Annotated in this window: 19 protein-coding genes; 12 read left to right on the top strand and 7 right to left on the bottom strand. The window is 59.1% G+C overall.

What is annotated here, in order from left to right; genetic code table 11:
- The first annotated feature begins 196 nt into the window (after window positions 1–196).
- The 3 genes from HMPREF2526_RS06340 (at window position 197) to HMPREF2526_RS06330 (ending at window position 2,426) form a co-directional block, all read left to right on the top strand.
- Window positions 197–751 (top strand): hypothetical protein, encoded by a 555-nt coding sequence (locus HMPREF2526_RS06340; protein WP_148139546.1) that lies wholly within the window; start codon window positions 197–199, stop codon window positions 749–751.
- Between the two features lie 228 nt (window positions 752–979).
- A complete protein-coding gene (locus tag HMPREF2526_RS06335) occupies window positions 980–1,780 on the top strand; it encodes a Bax inhibitor-1/YccA family protein (RefSeq protein ID WP_070546502.1) in 801 nt (266 codons plus the stop codon).
- 73 nt (window positions 1,781–1,853) lie between these two features.
- Entirely contained in the window at window positions 1,854–2,426 is a 573-nt protein-coding gene (locus HMPREF2526_RS06330; protein WP_246819871.1) for a hypothetical protein, read from the top strand.
- Window positions 2,427–2,522: 96 nt separating this feature from the next.
- Here HMPREF2526_RS06330 and HMPREF2526_RS06325 read toward each other — a convergent pair whose 3' ends face one another.
- The 3 genes from HMPREF2526_RS06325 to HMPREF2526_RS06315 form a co-directional block, all read right to left on the bottom strand.
- The gene (locus HMPREF2526_RS06325; protein WP_046648328.1) at window positions 2,523–2,765 is read right to left on the bottom strand and encodes a hypothetical protein; all 243 of its coding nucleotides are present in this window, start codon (window positions 2,763–2,765) and stop codon (window positions 2,523–2,525) included.
- 48 nt (window positions 2,766–2,813) lie between these two features.
- Window positions 2,814–3,335, bottom strand: coding sequence for a transcription elongation factor GreA (gene greA, locus HMPREF2526_RS06320; RefSeq protein ID WP_046648329.1), 522 nt, complete (start codon window positions 3,333–3,335; stop codon window positions 2,814–2,816).
- A gap of 117 nt (window positions 3,336–3,452) precedes the next feature.
- Window positions 3,453–3,944 (bottom strand): DUF4307 domain-containing protein, encoded by a 492-nt coding sequence (locus HMPREF2526_RS06315; RefSeq protein WP_046648330.1) that lies wholly within the window; start codon window positions 3,942–3,944, stop codon window positions 3,453–3,455.
- A gap of 92 nt (window positions 3,945–4,036) precedes the next feature.
- Between HMPREF2526_RS06315 and mca the strand changes: the two genes are divergently transcribed.
- The 3 genes from mca to HMPREF2526_RS06300 are packed head-to-tail and all read left to right on the top strand — an operon-like array spanning window position 4,037 to window position 6,016.
- On the top strand, window positions 4,037–4,927 hold the full coding sequence (mca, locus tag HMPREF2526_RS06310; protein WP_046648345.1) for a mycothiol conjugate amidase Mca: 891 nt from the start codon (window positions 4,037–4,039) through the stop codon (window positions 4,925–4,927).
- 3 nt (window positions 4,928–4,930) lie between these two features.
- Window positions 4,931–5,224, top strand: a complete 294-nt coding sequence (locus tag HMPREF2526_RS06305) for a hypothetical protein (protein WP_046648331.1) — start codon at window positions 4,931–4,933, stop codon at window positions 5,222–5,224.
- A gap of 21 nt (window positions 5,225–5,245) precedes the next feature.
- On the top strand, window positions 5,246–6,016 hold the full coding sequence (locus HMPREF2526_RS06300; protein WP_046648332.1) for an isoprenyl transferase: 771 nt from the start codon (window positions 5,246–5,248) through the stop codon (window positions 6,014–6,016).
- A gap of 14 nt (window positions 6,017–6,030) precedes the next feature.
- Here HMPREF2526_RS06300 and coaA read toward each other — a convergent pair whose 3' ends face one another.
- Window positions 6,031–6,957, bottom strand: a complete 927-nt coding sequence (coaA, locus tag HMPREF2526_RS06295) for a type I pantothenate kinase (protein WP_046648333.1) — start codon at window positions 6,955–6,957, stop codon at window positions 6,031–6,033.
- Window positions 6,958–7,153: 196 nt separating this feature from the next.
- On the opposite strand from coaA, the gene glyA reads away from it, so the two are divergent.
- The gene (gene glyA / locus HMPREF2526_RS06290; protein WP_049155515.1) at window positions 7,154–8,455 is read left to right on the top strand and encodes a serine hydroxymethyltransferase; all 1,302 of its coding nucleotides are present in this window, start codon (window positions 7,154–7,156) and stop codon (window positions 8,453–8,455) included.
- Here glyA and HMPREF2526_RS06285 read toward each other — a convergent pair.
- Window positions 8,452–8,772: a DUF5997 family protein gene (locus HMPREF2526_RS06285; RefSeq protein ID WP_118779527.1), complete on the bottom strand. Its 321-nt coding sequence runs from the start codon at window positions 8,770–8,772 to the stop codon at window positions 8,452–8,454. The genes glyA and HMPREF2526_RS06285 overlap by 4 nt on opposite strands.
- A 98-nt stretch (window positions 8,773–8,870) precedes the next feature.
- Here HMPREF2526_RS06285 and HMPREF2526_RS06280 point away from each other — a divergent pair, with 98 nt between their 5' ends.
- The 5 genes from HMPREF2526_RS06280 (at window position 8,871) to HMPREF2526_RS06260 (ending at window position 13,874) form a co-directional block, all read left to right on the top strand.
- Window positions 8,871–9,572: a LysR family transcriptional regulator substrate-binding protein gene (locus HMPREF2526_RS06280; RefSeq protein WP_049155514.1), complete on the top strand. Its 702-nt coding sequence runs from the start codon at window positions 8,871–8,873 to the stop codon at window positions 9,570–9,572.
- A gap of 127 nt (window positions 9,573–9,699) precedes the next feature.
- Complete coding sequence (locus HMPREF2526_RS06275) at window positions 9,700–10,356, top strand: LGFP repeat-containing protein (protein WP_070517587.1); 657 nt, start codon at window positions 9,700–9,702, stop codon at window positions 10,354–10,356.
- Window positions 10,357–10,653: 297 nt separating this feature from the next.
- Window positions 10,654–12,012 carry a PhoH family protein gene (locus tag HMPREF2526_RS06270; RefSeq protein WP_046648336.1) on the top strand — a complete coding sequence of 453 codons (1,359 nt, stop codon included), beginning with the start codon at window positions 10,654–10,656 and terminating at the stop codon, window positions 12,010–12,012.
- Window positions 12,013–12,083: 71 nt separating this feature from the next.
- A complete protein-coding gene (locus tag HMPREF2526_RS06265; protein WP_046648337.1) occupies window positions 12,084–12,659 on the top strand; it encodes a GNAT family N-acetyltransferase in 576 nt (191 codons plus the stop codon).
- Between the two features lie 81 nt (window positions 12,660–12,740).
- Window positions 12,741–13,874 carry a hypothetical protein gene (locus HMPREF2526_RS06260; protein ID WP_070517589.1) on the top strand — a complete coding sequence of 378 codons (1,134 nt, stop codon included), beginning with the start codon at window positions 12,741–12,743 and terminating at the stop codon, window positions 13,872–13,874.
- Between the two features lie 77 nt (window positions 13,875–13,951).
- Here HMPREF2526_RS06260 and HMPREF2526_RS06255 read toward each other — a convergent pair whose 3' ends face one another.
- Entirely contained in the window at window positions 13,952–15,526 is a 1,575-nt protein-coding gene (locus HMPREF2526_RS06255) for an MDR family MFS transporter (RefSeq protein ID WP_070546500.1), read from the bottom strand.
- Window positions 15,520–16,143, bottom strand: coding sequence for a TetR/AcrR family transcriptional regulator (locus HMPREF2526_RS06250; RefSeq protein WP_070510288.1), 624 nt, complete (start codon window positions 16,141–16,143; stop codon window positions 15,520–15,522). Before HMPREF2526_RS06250 ends, HMPREF2526_RS06255 begins: the two co-directional genes overlap by 7 nt.
- Window positions 16,144–16,399 lie beyond the last annotated feature (256 nt).

Genomic DNA, 16,399 nt, shown 5'->3' with positions numbered 1-16,399 from the left:
CACTACGTGTCCACGATTTGCGGGCAACCCCACCAGTGGCGCTCTCGTAGAGACAAGGTACTCATCGCTGGCCGGCGCGGAGGAAGAAGCAATCGAGATTAGTACGAACGATGACGGGGAAATTTCAAATACAGCCATTGCGGATATATCACGACAAATAGATTAGTTAGAGTAGGGGAATGTTATGGGTGAGGCTGTGAAGAAGGACCGCGGGCCAGTTTGCAGCGTGCTCATGTCCTACGACTTTATTCTTGGATTTGTGACCGGAGGAGCGACGGCTTCAGTTCCCGCATTTTTTCTTGATAGCCGTGAAGGGCTGCAGTCGATTTTTGTGGGAATCGCAGGTGTTGGAGCAGGCATTGCGACTCTGATTCTTACGGCCATGGCGGTACTCGTAGGAGTGGTTTCGCCAGCTTACGCAGAATTGCTTGGCAAGACAAAGACCGGTGTTTCAGGGGTGGCCCGGCCCTTTAGGCTAGTGGCACAGATTTCGGCGTGTGCGTCAGCATCGGGGTTGGTGGCTGCAAATTTGTTTCCACTCATTAAGGCGAATTCTTGGTGGGTTTGGGGCGTGACTTCGGCCCCGTTCATTTTGATTCTGTGGTCAGTGTTTGGGTGTGTACAAGTATCTCAGCAATTGGTCTACCATTGGGAAAATGCGTTAAAAGCAAATGAATTGGAACGGAGACGCTTAACGGCACAGAAACAGAACGTTGAGGCTAAAAAAGGAGTCTCCGAACGTGATTTTTAAGGCTTGTTTTTGTCACGCCAAGCGAGGTAACCGACGCGATGCTGCTGTTTGCCTGAAGACACTAGGGGAACCTCCAGTTGGGGAACCATGCCATTACCAAATGTGGAAAATCTTGTGATTTTGGGAACTTCCTAGCAATGGGACGCGTTGATCCCAGTGAAATGACAAACACGGCGGCCCCACGGGGCTGCTTTTTAGAGAAAGACTGTGAAAGGAATCGGGATTCGCGTGCGTTCTAGCAACCCCGTCATGAGTTCCCTCTCGTCCAGCCAAAGTCAGACCCAGGGTAATCCCTACGGGCAGAGCGATAATCCATTCAGCCAAGAAAGCCGCAGCGCTGATCGTCCGCTGACGGTTGATGATGTCGTGACTAAGACTGGCATTACTTTGGGCGTCATTATCGTCATGGCCGTGCTCAACTTCGCTATCGGTGAGTTGATCAACCCGGGCATCGCGATGATTCTTACGCTGGTTGGTGCGCTGGGCGGTTTCGTTACTGTTCTGGTCTCAACGTTTGGCAAGAAGTTTGGCTCAGCTACGGCGACGTTGATCTACGCAGTGTTTGAGGGTCTTTTCGTGGGCGGATTCTCGCTCATGTTCGCCGGTGTGTCCTTCGGCAACTCTGACGGTATGGCGCTTATCGGCCAGGCCATCATGGGCACTGTCGGCGTGTTTATCGGCATGCTGATGGTCTACAAGACCGGCGCTGTTAAGGTCACTCCGAAGTTCAACAAGATCATGTTCGGCCTCATCGCCGGCGTGGCTGTAATGGCACTGGGCAACCTGCTGGGAGCTATCTTCTTCGGCTTTAACCCGCTGCGTGATGGCGGCATGCTCGCCATCATCTTCTCCCTCGTCTGTATCGTGCTGGCGTCCCTGTCCTTCATGACGGACTTCGATCAGGCTGATCGCCTCATCCGCCAGGGCGCTCCGGCTCAGTACGCTTGGGGCATTGCTCTTGGCTTGGCCGTGACCTTGGTCTGGCTGTACACCGAGATTCTCCGTCTGCTGAGCTACTTCAGGGACTAGCTTCGGCAGTGCTCTTTTACGAACCGGTGGCCGACATTCACAAGCAGTGTGATGTTGGCCACCGGTTTCTTTTGTGAGGCGAGATGCGCGCGGCACCAAGCTTCCTGGAGGTGCTGCTGGTCTCAACGGCCGTGGGTTGGGCCGAGTGCCGGAGTTGTCGGCGAATCCGGTGACGTCGGCCGCGGGGCTGGGCGGCTTCGGTACTGTGCCCACTGGACCGCAGACCGGTACGCATCCGGTTCTTGGTGGTCTCCCCGGGGCCGCAACCGGGAGTGGACTGCAGAGGGACGGGAGGGCGTCGCTAAGCGGAGGCGGCCTTGGCGGAGGTGGGGTCATTGGTAGCGCCGGCGGCGTCGGCGTTGGCGGCACCGGTGGTGTTGGTGCTGGTAGCGCTGGTGGTGCGACTAACGTCGTTGGCGCTGCTGGGGGAGCAAGTGGCGCGAAGTCGGGTGTGAGTAATGCTCGCGGCGCGGGGATGCGGATGATGCCCATGATGGGCGGCGCAGCCCGCGGCGGTGAAAGCGAAAAGAGGATCAAATCCGTCACAACGCAGGTTGAGCGCGATCCGAACCGCCGAGATCTCCTCGGTGAAGCGCCCGCGGTGCTGCCCGGAGTCATCGGCGAGTGGGCCCGGGAAGAAAACTAGGGGCCGTGGGTGAGGGATATTCTCTCATAACCTCATAACGCGAAAAGCGGCGCCCGAATAACGGGACGCCGCTTTCGCTTTAAGCTGACGGTGAGCCTACTGCTGAACCGGAGCAGTGGTGTACTCGGCCGGAGCAACCTCAGTCTCAGCCGTGGCTTCAGTCTCAGCCGTTGCTGCGGTGGACTCGGATGCACCAGCACCCGGCGCCTCACCGGTGAAGGTGGCACCGGTGTCGACCTTCTCAGTGGAATCCTGCTCGCTCGGCGGGTGGCAAGCAGCCAGGGTGAGTCCAGCGGAGACAACCAGACCAGCGGCAGCGAAACGAGTGAACTTCTTCATGTGATAAAACTCTTTCTCAGAAAAACGATGACCTAAGAGCAGTATAAATTAGGACTTGCGCGGAGTTGCGGCCTTTGCGGAATCATAAGGTGCCGCGGAGACCACGGTCACCGACAAGGTCTTGCCGTTCGGCGCGGTGTACTCGCGGGTTTCGCCCTCAGCAGCACCCAGGAGGGCAGCACCCAGCGGGGACTGCTCGGAGTAGGTCTCCAGATCCTTGTTATCCGATGCCGCAGCGCGGGTACCGATAAGGAAGGTCTCGCGGTCTTCCTTGTCACCGTTGTAGTAGACATGGACGACAGAACCGATGTGGGCAACGCCTTCCTGGACGGCGGTGCGCTCGGTGGTGGAGTTAGCCAGAACCTCGGAGATCTGCTTGATGCGGGCCTCTTCCTGGTCCTGCATTTCGCGGGCGGCGTCGTAACCCGCGTTCTCCTTCAAGTCACCTTCCTCGCGGCGCTCATTAATCTCGGCGGCGACGACCGGGCGGTGGTCGATGAGGGCCTGCAGCTCGGCCTCGAGCTTGGCCTTGGTTTCCGGGGTGATGTACTGCTTCTGCTGCTCAGCCATAGTGCAACCTTCCGTTGACGGTTCCTGATGAACGGTTTTATTTCTTAAAGACTGGGCCTAAAAGCGCAGGTGGCGCGGCCCATTCAGAACGCTCAACATACTAGCATAGCTGGGCTTTTACTCGGCGTTTGCCTCACCCGCAGAATCCATGGTGCTGATATCGAGGTAGGAGGGGATATTTCCGGAGCAGCCGTAGACGCCACCGGCGACGGCAGGGTGATTGGTAGGGATGTCCACGGCGACGCGCTGGGCGGCTTCGCCGCCAGCCGGCACGGCAATTTCGCGGCGGCCCACCTCTGCCTTGGAATAGTCAAAAGCCTGCACGATGCAATAGGCAGGCTCCTCCACGCGGTTGCGGGTGATGTCTACCCACACGCGGGCGGTATCGTCGGAAAGAATCTCGTGGGTGACATAGGAGATGTCCGCGTTAATTTTCTGTTGGCTGCGCACGTACTGCACGCCAAAGACGACGGCCGCCACCAGCATGCCCAGGAAAATCAGGACTAGGGCCCGATTGGTCCAGGATTTCCCCGTGCGAGCAGAGGAGGACGAGGAACCGTAGCGAGACCGTGCGCGTGCGGAGCGAGAAGCAGGTTGGGCGTCAGACATGAGTCTGATTCTATCCAACGGTCGCTACGAAGTTACTATCCACTAGACTGGGCCTCTGTTTAAAGAAGCGATGTAGGGAGATGTATCACCCAGTGAGCACAAAGCGCCTTTTGGCTATTCACGCGCACCCTGACGATGAATCCTCGAAGGGTGCTGCGACGACCGCGAAGTATGCCGCGGAGGGAGCGGAAGTCCTCGTCGTGACCTGCACCGGCGGTGAGCGGGGGGATATCATCAACCCAGCCATGGACCGTCCCGGCGTCCTCGAGAACATGGGCAGTATTCGTCGTGAAGAAATGGCGAAGGCCGCCGCCGCCTTGGGAGTACAGCACCGGTGGCTCGGGCACGTGGACTCGGGCCTTCCGGGTAATCCGCTGGCCCCCAATATCAAGGACCTGCTGCCTGAGGGCTGCTTTGCTCTCAAAGAAGATGATGATGTGGCCCAAGAACTCGTGGAGATCATTCGGGAGTTCCGCCCCCAAGTCATCATTACTTATGACGAAAACGGCGGCTACCCGCACCCGGATCACCTCATGGTCTACCGTGCTTCTATGTTGGCGTGGGAGAAGGCGGGCGATGCCGCCTACCACCCAGAATTGGGAGAGCCGTGGGAGCCGCAGAAGCTCTACTACACGCACGGTTTCGTGTACCAGAGAATGAAGATCTTTCACGACCTCCTTGTAGAAGAGGGAAAGATTAGCCCCTATGAGCCGATGCTGGCGCGCTGGGACACCGCTTTTGGTGACATCATGGCGCGCGTGACCACGCAGGTAGAGTGCGCGGATTACTTCCAAAACCGGGAGGACGCCCTGCGCGCGCACGCCACCCAAATCGATCCGGCTGGTGCTTTCCTCGCTACGCCCGTCGCCGTGCAGCAGGAGCATTGGCCAACGGAGGAGTTCGAGTTGGCCAAGACCCGTGTCTCGTCCTCACTGCCAGAGGACGACCTATTTGCGGGAATCCCGGAAGTAGGGGAATCTTAAAGTATGAACGCTTTGTACTTCGCGGCGCATGACGTCGCCCTGCTCGCCCAAGGGAGCCAAAGCGGGCCGGTGGGACCGGAGTTCGGTAAGGCCTCGCCCATTGGTTTGCTGATCCTCGTTCTCATGGGAGTGGCCGTCCTTTTTGCAGGCTGGAACTTTCACCGCCGCTATTCGCGCTTCCGCCGCCGCACCATGTTCGCGCAGGATCATGGCATCGATCCTTTTGATGATGAGGCGGTCGATGCGGCAATGAAGGAAGCCGGCATCCTCGATAACAGCAAGAAGTCCATCTTTTAACGCAGAGGACGTTTCCCCACCGTGAAGTTCCTAAGCCAGCTCCTATACCCCCTGTATGAGGCGCGCCTAACGCGTGAGATTAAAAACAAACCGCAACCACGCCACGTGGCAATCATGGCGGATGGCAATCGCCGCTGGGCGCGCGAGGCGGGCTTTACGGATATCAGCCACGGCCACCGGCAAGGCGCGCGGAAGATCAGTGAGATGATTTCGTGGTGCCAGGGCACCGACATTGAAGTCGTCACTATCTACTTGCTGTCGACGGAAAACTTGAAGCGCAGCGAGCAGGAAGTGCAGTTGCTTTTCGACATCATCTCGGATGTCGTCACGCACCTCTCCCAGGGTGACTTGGATTGTCAGATCCGCCTGGTCGGGCACCTAGATCTGCTCCCCGAGCAGGTCACAGCCAAGATGCAGAGTGCGGCTGAGGCTACCGAGGATCACCAAGGTGTCATCGTCAATATTGCGGTGGGCTACGGCGGGCGCCAAGAAATTGTGGATGCCGTACAGAACTTGATCCGTAGTGAAGCACGCAAGGGGCTGAGCGCTGAGGAGATCGCGGAGAACGTGACGGCGGAGGCCATCACGGGCAACCTGTACACCAAAGGGTTGCCGGATCCCGACCTCGTCATCCGCACTTCCGGTGAGCAGCGGCTGTCCGGGTTCCTTCTGTGGCAGGCAGCCTATTCCGAGATTTGGTTTACGGATACCTACTGGCCAGCATTTCGCCGGGTGGATTTCCTGCGTGCCTTGCGCGACTATTCTCAGCGCTCGCGCCGCTTTGGGCGCTAGCCGGGTTACGCCGCCTAGAGCTTGCGCATCCTGACCTGTTCCACCAAATGGTGTGAACCTTTGCGCAGGACCAGGGAAGCGCGCACCCGGGTGGGCAAAATATTCTCAATGAGGTTGGGCAGGTTGATGGACTGCCAGATTTCGCGTGCCTGTGCGTAGGCTTCCTCATCCGTCATGTCCGCGAAGGAAGCGAAGTGCGCGCCCGGCTCGCGGAAGGCAGTGTGCCGGAGCTTGAGGAAGCGGTCAATGTACCACTTCTCAATGTCGTCCACGCGGGCATCGACGTAGACAGAGAAGTCAAAGAGATCCGACACCATGAGGGTTGGCCCGGTCTGCAGGACGTTGAGGCCTTCCAGGATGAGGATGTCCGGTTGCCGGACCTCTTGGAATTCATCGGGGACGATGTCATAGGACACGTGCGAATAAAGCGGTGCGGTAACCAGTGGTTTGCCGGATTTAACGTCGGTAACAAATCGCATGAGCGCGCGGCGGTCATAAGACTCCGGATAGCCCTTGCGCTGCATTAGCCCGTGCTCTTTGAGATAGGCGGTGGGGTAGAGGAAACCATCGGTGGTGACGAGGTCGACCTTCGGGTGGGAATCCCAGCGTTCCAAGAGCACTTGGAGCAAGCGCGCCGTTGTCGATTTGCCCACGGCGACGGAGCCGGCGACGCCGATGACGAAAGGCACGTGCGTCGGTGGGTTACCCAAAAAGGCCTCGGTGGCGGCGGTGAGTTTCTGGCGGGCCTCCACCTGCATGTGAATGAGACGGGATAGTGGCAGATAGACTTCCGCCACCTCGGTGAGATCGATGCGGTCACCAATACCACGGAGTTTTTCCACCTCGGTGGCCGTCAACACCTGTGGCATGGATTTACGCAGGGCACGCCACGTATCGCGGTCAAAATCGAGGTACGGGCTCGCATCGGTCATTCGCGCCATGCCGACTATTGTCGCACTGCATCCGGCGCCTCGTGCAATTGCCCCGAATGAAAAGATTCTTAGAGGCCCCCGCGCGGGGGATAGGGGCGTTAGGATGTAGAACTAGCTTCGGCGATTTCTAAAGCCGGTGGTGTTGTGCTGCGAGCGGGCGCCGCTGGCTATCTTGACCATCTGTAGGAAGGGACACCACGCTTTCATGACGACTACGAACAATTCAGACGTGCGCTACCAGGAGATGCGCGATCTTGACCCCGAGGTCTTCGATGCTATTTCTGGTGAGATCGCTCGTCAGCGCGATACCCTCGAGATGATTGCTTCGGAGAACTTCGTCCCCCGCGCCGTTCTGCAGGCGCAGGGTTCTGTTCTCACCAACAAGTACGCAGAGGGCTACCCGGGGCGCCGCTACTACGGCGGCTGCGAGCACGTTGATGTCGTGGAGGACCTGGCTCGCGATCGTGCCAAGGCGCTTTTCGACGCCGAATTTGCCAACGTCCAGCCGCACTCCGGTGCCCAGGCCAACGCTGCGGTGCTGGCGTCGTTGATCCAGCCGGGTGACAAGATCATGGGCCTGTCCTTGGCTCATGGTGGTCACCTGACCCACGGTATGAAGCTGAACTTCTCCGGCAAGCTTTACGACGTTGCCGCGTATGAGGTCGACCCGGAGACCATGCGCCTCGACATGGACAAGGTCCGCGAGCAGGCTCTGGCTGAGAAGCCGCAGGTGATCATTGCTGGTTGGTCCGCCTACCCGCGGACCATCGACTTTGAGGCCTTCCGCTCCATCGCCGATGAGGTCGGCGCCTACCTGTGGACGGATATGGCGCACTTCGCGGGCCTCGTGGCCGCCGGTCTGCACCCCTCCCCGGTGCCGCACTCCGATGTTGTGTCCTCCACCGTGCACAAGACGCTTGGTGGCCCGCGCTCCGGAATTATCTTGGCCAAGCAGGACTTTGCCAAGAAGATCAACTCCAACGTCTTCCCGGGCCAGCAGGGTGGTCCGCTCATGCACGTCATCGCGGCAAAGGCTATTGCTCTCAAGATTGCGGCCACCGAGGAGTTCAAGGAGCGCCAGGAGCGCACCCTGGAGGGCGCTCGCATTCTGGCTGAGCGCCTGACCGCTGAGGATTGCACCAAGGCGGGCGTCGACGTTCTCACCGGCGGCACCGACGTGCACCTCGTCCTAGCGGACCTGCGCAACTCCGAGCTCGATGGCCAGCAGGCAGAGGACCTCCTCCACGAGGTGGGCATCACCGTGAACCGCAACGCGGTTCCGAACGATCCGCGCCCGCCGATGGTCACCTCCGGCCTGCGCATTGGCACCCCGGCCCTGGCCACCCGCGGTCTTGACACGGCGGCCTTCACCGAGGTGGCGGATGTCATCGGTACCGCGCTGGCAAATGGCAAGAACGCGGACGTCGCCAAGCTGCGCGCCCGCGTGGAGAAGGTCGCCGCGGACTTCCCGCTGTACGACGGCCTTGAGGACTGGAAGCTGGTCTAAGCTTCCGAACGCTCCTCGGCGTGAGCTTTCCGGGCGGCCTCGAGCCACTCGGGCATTGCGCTGAGGAGCTCTTTGATTTCTGCGGTGGTGAGAGGGCGATCCATGTCGTTCTTCTTCAGCGCGGTCACGGAAATGCCCAGCTTCTGTGCCACCACCGGGCGCGGGTGCGGGCCCTCGCGGCGCAGGGTGGCCAGCCACTCCGGCGGGTTCTCCTGCAAGTCGCGCAATTGCGCGTGCGTTACTGCAATGGCTTGAAACTCCTCCGGGGCGGCCGGCAGGTAGATGCCCAGCTTCTTAGCCGCGGTTTGCGCGCGCATGGCGGTACCGGAAGGCTGCTGGGTTTCGTTGGCTGGGGTTTCATTATTCGGGGTATCAGTCACGCTCACCACGCTAGCAGCACCGTAGTATGAGGTGCATGCTCCGCCTTGTCTTTTGCACTGGTACAGAACCCGGTAAATGGTTTCGCCGCTACCGTGACTCGCATTCTCTCGAGTCCCTGGTGACCGCCGACGCCGATGATGCGATGGCGGCTCTTCTTGCCCAGGAAGCTGACCTTGCTCTGACCCGCCTGCCAGATCTACGGGTCGATGACAGCTTCCATGTGGTTCGGCTGTACGAGGAAGCGCCTGGGATCGCAGTTCCGAAGGATTCCGTGTACGCCGAGGTAGGGGAGGACATTACACCGGAGGATGTCGCCGAAGAGATCGTGAATTACCGGATTGCGCAGGATGGCAGCGTCGACGTCCCTGCCCTGCGTACCGCTCTCCAAGTTGTGGCAGCCAACGTGGGCGTGGCCATCGCACCTCGACCGCTGCTGAAGGTGCTCAGCAAGAAGCAAGTCGTGGCACTGGGCTTGGAGGATCCCACTGTTGCGCGCACGGAGATCGCTTTGGTGTGGCGCCGAGCAGACGATGGTGACGAGATTCAGGATTTCGTCGGCGTGGCGAAGGGAAGGACGCGGAATTCTTCCCGCAATGTTGCTGAGAAGCGCAGTGCCCGTGACAAAGCAAAGGCTAAACAAGCACGCAGAAAGTCGCAAGGAAAGTCTCACAAGGGCTCGATTTCCAAACCGTTATCGAAAAGATATAGGGGGTCTCAGCAGCGGAAACGTAGATAAGGAAGGCTCTTTGTTGTCAAATCATAGGTGCATCGGTGGCGGGGCGGCCGCGGCCGAGCCTACGGTGGACTTTGTTCTCAACAAAAGTACTTAGAACAGTGCTCAACAAAAGAGAAAGGTTTAGATAATGAAGAAGATGACTCGTCGTTTCGCTGCTGGTATCGCCGCTGCGACCCTTTCCCTGGGTGTCGTTGCCTGCTCCGATGCTGAGGACGCCGCTAAGGACGCTGGCGACGCTGCACAGTCCGCCGCGTCCGATGCTACCGATGCTGCCGGTTCCGCTGCTAACGAGGCAAAGGACTCTATCAACGGTTCCGAGTCCGCTGAGGCTTCTGATTCTGAGGCTTCCGATTCCGAGGGCGCTGACTCCTCTGAGGCGGAGTCTTCCGATTCGGGTTCCGCTGATTCTGAGGGTGCCGAGGGTGATAAGGAGAGCGTCTCCACCGCTAACGGTGATGTAGAGGTCCCTGCCGACTTTGCGCAGGCCATCAAGGACAAGGCCGCCGAGTGGGGCGATCCGGAGTCCATCGAGTCCACCGATGCCGGTAGCGTTGCTACCTTCGCCAAGGACAAGCTGCTGGCATTCAGCGAGGGAGATGGCTCCCAGCCGATCATCGGCAAGATCGCTGAGACTTGGACCGAGGAAGGCGGCTTGGACAGCAAGGTTGGTCTGCCGACCGCCCCGGAGAAGGCTGAGGGCAACGGCTGGGTACAGGAATTCGCCAACGGCACCATTTCCTGGATGCAGGGTGAGTCCGGCGAGTACGAGGCCACCATTAACTAAGAGGGCTCACAATAGAGCCAGCTTTCTAAGAAATGCTCCGCACTGTAAAACCAGTGCGGAGCATTTCTTTGTGGTTTGTGAGGGAGCGAGCCGACTGGTGGGGATGGTGTGGCTCTGGGGATTGTCGTTTTAATACTGTTCATCTTGCACCCATGTAATTTCAACCTTTGCTCTCTAGCGTGGACGGTGTCCGGAGGTTCACAGGGACGTCCGGACAGTTCGAAAAACCACCAGCTTCACCATGCCCACCCAGGTCGTTGAGTTGGGGCGGGCATAACAAGGGAGAACCCTGCCGCTATGACCAATCCTTCCGTCCTGACCGAGCAGCCGCACGAGGCCGCTGTGGTTACCAAGACCTATGTCATCGATACCTCCGTCCTTCTCTCCGACCCTTGGGCGTTGCGTAAATTCGCAGAGCACGATGTGGTGCTGCCCATCGTCGTTATCTCTGAGTTGGAAGGAAAACGTCATCACCCGGAGCTTGGCTGGTTCGCCCGCCAAGCTCTTCGCTTTTTGGAGGACCTCCGCGCTACCTATGAGGCGCTGGATCAGCCTCTTCCCGTCAACGCCGCGGGCGGAACGCTGCGCGTGGAGCTGAATCACCAGGATCAGTCCTTGCTGCCAGCGGCCTTCCGTGGGCCGGAGGGAGACCACCGAATCCTGGCCTGCGCGCTCAACCTGCAGCACGAGGGCAAGGACACCGTCCTGGTGACCAAGGATGTTCCGCTGCGCGTTAAGGCGGGCGCCGTGGGCCTGCAGGCAGATGAGTACCACGCGCAGGACGTTGTGCTCACGGGATACACCGGTATGGCTACGGTGCAGACCACCGCGGAGGTCATCGATGAGCTCTATGGGGAAGGCGAGGTGCTTATCGACGGATCAGTGACCACCGCCGGCACCCGCGTCGAGGACCTTCCGGTGCACTGTGGCGTGACGCTGCAGGCAGGCGGGCAATCAGCGCTGGGCCGCATGACAGCCGAGGGCGCAGTGCGCTTGGTACGCGGTGATGCGAATGTCTTTGGTCTCCAGGGGCGCTCGGCTGAGCAGCGGGTAGCTTTGGATCTGCTGCTGGATCCTTCCGTGGGCATCATGTCCATTGGAGGCCGTGCAGGTACCGGTAAGTCTGCGTTGGCCTTGTGCGCCGGTCTAGAAGCTGTGCTGGAGCGTGGGGAACACCGCCGCATCGTGGTTTTCCGCCCGATGTATGCGGTGGGTGGGCAGTCCCTGGGATACCTGCCTGGCTCCGAGAGTGAGAAGATGAACCCGTGGGCGCAGGCGGTCTACGACACGTTGGAGGGTCTCGTATCGGAAAACGTCATGGATGAAGTCCAAGACCGAGGCCTCTTGGAAGTTCTCCCACTGACCCATATCCGCGGCCGCAGCCTGCACGATTCCTTCGTCATCGTCGATGAGGCCCAGTCGTTGGAGCGCAACGTGTTGCTGACTGTCTTGTCCCGTTTGGGCCGCGGATCGCGCGTGGTACTGACCCATGACGTGGCGCAGCGAGATAACCTGCGCGTGGGCCGGCACGACGGTGTGCAGGCAGTCATTGAAAAGCTCAAAGGGCATGAGCTCTTCGCTCACATCACGTTGCAGCGCTCTGAGCGCTCTGCCATTGCGGAACTTGTCACCGATTTGCTGGAAGGTGAGAACTAACTCGTTCGCGAATGGCGATCTTGTAGGGGTCTGCTTGGCATTGGTCGTGCGTGCTCAGTAATAATTGTCCTATGAGCGACAACGCGAAAGACAAGAAGAAGGATTTCCGCATCCGTCCATTCACTGCGGCGGACTACCCGCAAATGCGCGAAATCTACGAGCAGGGCCTCAACACCGGCCACGCTACCTACGAGACCCGGTCGCTGACCTTCGAGGAGTTTAAGAACGTCAAGATCATGTCGTCAGTCTTCGTTGCGGTGGAGGCGGACGATGACTCGAAGGTTCTCGGCTGGGTCTGCGCTGCGCAAGCGTCTACCCGCACCGTGTTCCACGGCGTGGTGGAGGATTCCATTTACCTGAGCAAAGAGGCCCAGGGCCGCGGTATTGGCGGCGCCTTGTTGGATCAGCTCATCGAGGTATGCCGTGACCTGCACAAGTGGGCCATCCACTCATGGATCTTCCCGGAGAACGAAGGTTCTGCCGGGCTGCACAAGTCCCGCGGCTTCGTCAAGGTGGGCACCTACTCCCACATGGCAAAGATGACCTACGGCGAGCTCGCCGGCCAGTGGCGCGATACCGATGTATACGAGTTGCTTCTGCCTAAGCCGGAGGAAAAGAAGGCAGCAGCCAACGAGAAGAGGAAGTAATTATCTCACTTTTCTAATATCAGGGCAGGAGTGGGGATAGAATAGAACCTGTTCTCATCCACTCTCTATCGAAGGCGAATCATGTCTTTCCGCACCTCTGTGCTTGCCCTTTCTACCGCCGTAGCCGTGTCGACCGGTGCTTTTGTAGCGCCCGTTGCCACGGCTGCTGAGTTTCCACCTGCTGGCTCCGTTCCTGTAGCAGAGCTCAACGTTAACTATCCCGATGGCGCTCTGGCATATGTCTTTGCCGAGCCGGTCATGCAATCCGACATTGACTTGGTTACCCGCCAAGTTCGTCAGCTGCGCGGCAAGGCTTGGGATGCGAATCTTCCCTTCGACGGTGCAACGCTGCAGCAGGCAGCTGCCGCTGCGGGCTATCACACCCGTGAAGAGTATATGAATGCGATTTCTTGGGATCGTGGCCTTGAGCACGCGGTTTTGCAGCGCGCTGCGGAGGAGAATTTGGATTTCAACCACGAGCGGCTCCCTGGGGTAGGGGCCTTTGGGGTCATCGATAATCTGTTGGCCGGAGAAAATCTCACCACGGCAGACATGCCGGGCGCTATTGCATCGTGGTCGACGGATAGCAACCAAGGCTCCAGTGAGTGGGAACAGCTTGTTCGTGCAAACGGACAAAGGAATCCACAGAATGGCCACTTCTACTCGATCATTGATCCCGTTCACGTAACTTTTGCTCAGGCACAGGTAGGAAAGGTCACCGCAGGCTTCTTCTCCAATCGCGATATGCCGGGTGAACCCGCTCGCATCACCGGCCGCCACGCATTCCCCATCGCTGTGCCGGAAAGTGCAGTCAATGATGCCGAACTGATGACGACTGGAGGCACCTCGGTGGGAAGCCAAGGCAGCCTGGGCTTGAGCATCGATGGATTCTGGGGAGCGAAGCTAGGGGTGCCGGTGGCGTCGCCAAGCTCAAGCGATCCTGAGGTTCTTAAAGTCAACGAGGACGGTACCTACGAGGCTAAGTCGGAGGGAACCGTGACCGTCACCTTTAACACCTATGTGGTGCGCAATGGTCAGCCCCAGTTGTCGGACAACCAAGTCACCAAGATCGTGCAGGTGACCAAGAAGTCTCTTGCTGGAAACCTAAGCTCCGGTGGTGCGGATGCTGGAACCATCGTGGGCATCATTGCAGGCGTGCTTGCGCTCATTGGCGTAGCTGCCCAGGTGGCTCGCCAGTTGGGAATTCTGCGTTAAATACTCTGGTATGAAAAATCCTCGCTACGTCATTGTTCGTAGCGAGGATTTCTTGTTGTTGAGCGGGGACCGACGTCCTAGTCGATGGTCTCCTTGAGGTGCTCCTCCCGCACCGGCAGGATGAGCAGGAGAGCGATGATAGCCATCGGGACCATGAGCAGGATGACCGGGGTGAGGCCGTCGTTGTAGGCGTTGAGGATGACGTCGCGGATGGGGTCCGGAAGCTGTGCCACCATCGACGGGGTCAGGCTAGAGGAACCGCCGCCCTCAGCGCTGAACTTTTCTGCAAAGGGCGCGCCAGCCTTGCCCATGGAAGCAATGGCGGCAGGCATGTTGGCTGCCAACTCATCCTTCATGTTGTGGATGAACAGCGAACCCACCAAGGAGGCACCCATGGCGGAACCGATCTGGCGGAAGAAGCTGTTGGCCGCCGTTGCGGTGCCCACCAGTGCCACGGGGAAGGAGTTCTGAACGATGAGAACGAGCACCTGCATGACGAAGCCGAGGCCGATGCCGAAGACGAGGAACTCAGCGCCAAGTTGAGTCAGGGAGGTATCCACAGTCAGCTTCGACATCCAGAACAGCGCGCCTGCCGTAATGGCGAGACCGATGATGGGGTAGCGCTTGTAGTGGCCAGTTCGGGCGATGATGAATCCCACTGTGGTAGATGTGCCGATCATGCCGAGCATCATCGGGATCATCATGAGGCCCGCCTTGGTCGGCGTCAGTGTATGCACCATCTGCAGGTAGGTCGGCATGTAGCCCAGCACGCCGAACATAGCCAGCCCCAGCACCATGCCGGCGGCCGTCGTGAGCACCATGTTGCGGTTCTTAAACAGCAGAACTGGGATCAGAGGCTCCTTGGCCCGCTTCTCGACGAAGACCGTGATGACAGCACCGATCACAACGATGACGGCCAAGGTGAGAATGACGGGATCCGACCACTCATACTGGGTGCCGCCCCAGGTGGTCATGAGGATGAGCGAGGCGGTCGTGATGGCAATGAACGTGGCGCCCAAGGCATCAAACTTGCGCAAGTCAGTATCACCAACGCGCAGGTGCAGAACGAGCACACAAACGGTCATCGCGAGAAGACCGAGGGGGATATTCATCCACAGGCCCCAGCGCCAGCCGGGACCATCAGTGAACCAGCCACCGAGGACCGGGCCCAGGACGGAGGACAGGCCGAAAACGCCGCCCATGATGCCCATGAACTTGCCGCGCTCACGAGCCGTGGTGACCTCCGCAATGATGGACTGGGAGGAAATCATCATGAATCCAGCGCCGAAGCCCTGAATCGCGCGGCCGATGATGAGCAGGTTCATAGAGTTGGCGAAGCCGCCCACGGCGGAACCGATGACGAAGGTGGCAATGCCGCCGATGTAGAGCCACTTGCGGCCCATCATGTCACCGAGCTTGCCGGAGATGGGCATAGCGATGGTCATGGTGACCAGGAAGGCGGAGATAACCCAGCTCATGTGGTCGACGCCGCCGAGCTCGCCGACGATGGTGGGCAGGGCGGAAGCGAAGATCATCTGCCCCAGGGAGCTCATCAACATGGTGAGCACGAGGGCAGAGAAGACGAGGGCAAGGTTGTTTTCCGGCTTGCCGGTGTCAGTGTGGGCCACTGGCGGTTTCGCGGTAGCTACCATGAAAGTCCTTTCGAATAGTTGTTGATGAGCATGAGTGCGGAATCAAAGCGCTGCTCAAAGGGGATGTCGCAGCTGAAGTCTGGGGAGGTGGTGGCCAACCAGAAAGCCTCACGGATGGTGACAGCAATGAGGAGTGCCTCCGTGTGCGGGGAGACATCCGGCATGGTCTTTAATGCTGGCTCCTTCTCCAGCCGCTGGGTGAGTAGCTCAAGGACTTCGTTGGACTTGGCACGCTTTCTGCTTAAGGACGCCGCCGCTGCGTCCGCATCGCGGGAGATACGGCGGCGTCGCTCAGCAATCTCCCTATTGGCGTGCTGCCCAATGAGGTGCTCCTTGATGAGGTCTACGGCCAGCTTGAAGAGGTTCTCCGTGGGAGTTTCGAGCAGGTAGCTCTTCTGCTCTTGGGAAAACTCTTGGCTGGGGTTGCCCAAGACAGCTGAGTCCTTGGAATCGAAATAATTAAAGAAAGTACGCCGGGAAATACCGGCCTTCTCACAAATCTCCTCCACCGTAACTGCAGCAAAGCCGTGCTCGTCTACCAAGAGGGTGGCAGCATCCTCTATACGAAGGCGAGTTTCTAGACGTTTTTGCTCGCGTAATGACAATTCTTCTTGCACAGAGTGCAATCCTACACTCGGTGCAAGTTTGCACCAAGTGCAATGCTGGTGATTCTCATGATGACGGGACGATCTTTATGGCGCAGCGCACAGGAAAGGAGATAAGAACAGCAACCCCATCCTTCGCGTCCACCGGCAGCGTGGGCTGTGGCTGGTTAAGGCTCGCCGTGAGCGCGAAGGGCGCGAAGTGATGGCTAGGAAAGAAACTCTCAAGCCTAAAACTGTGATGTCTAGGGACTTTTTGGACACGGAGTCC

This window comes from Corynebacterium sp. HMSC070E08 (assembly GCF_001808895.1).
GTDB lineage: Bacteria > Actinomycetota > Actinomycetes > Mycobacteriales > Mycobacteriaceae > Corynebacterium > Corynebacterium hiratae.
This window is presented reverse-complemented; position numbering and strand designations above follow the sequence as displayed.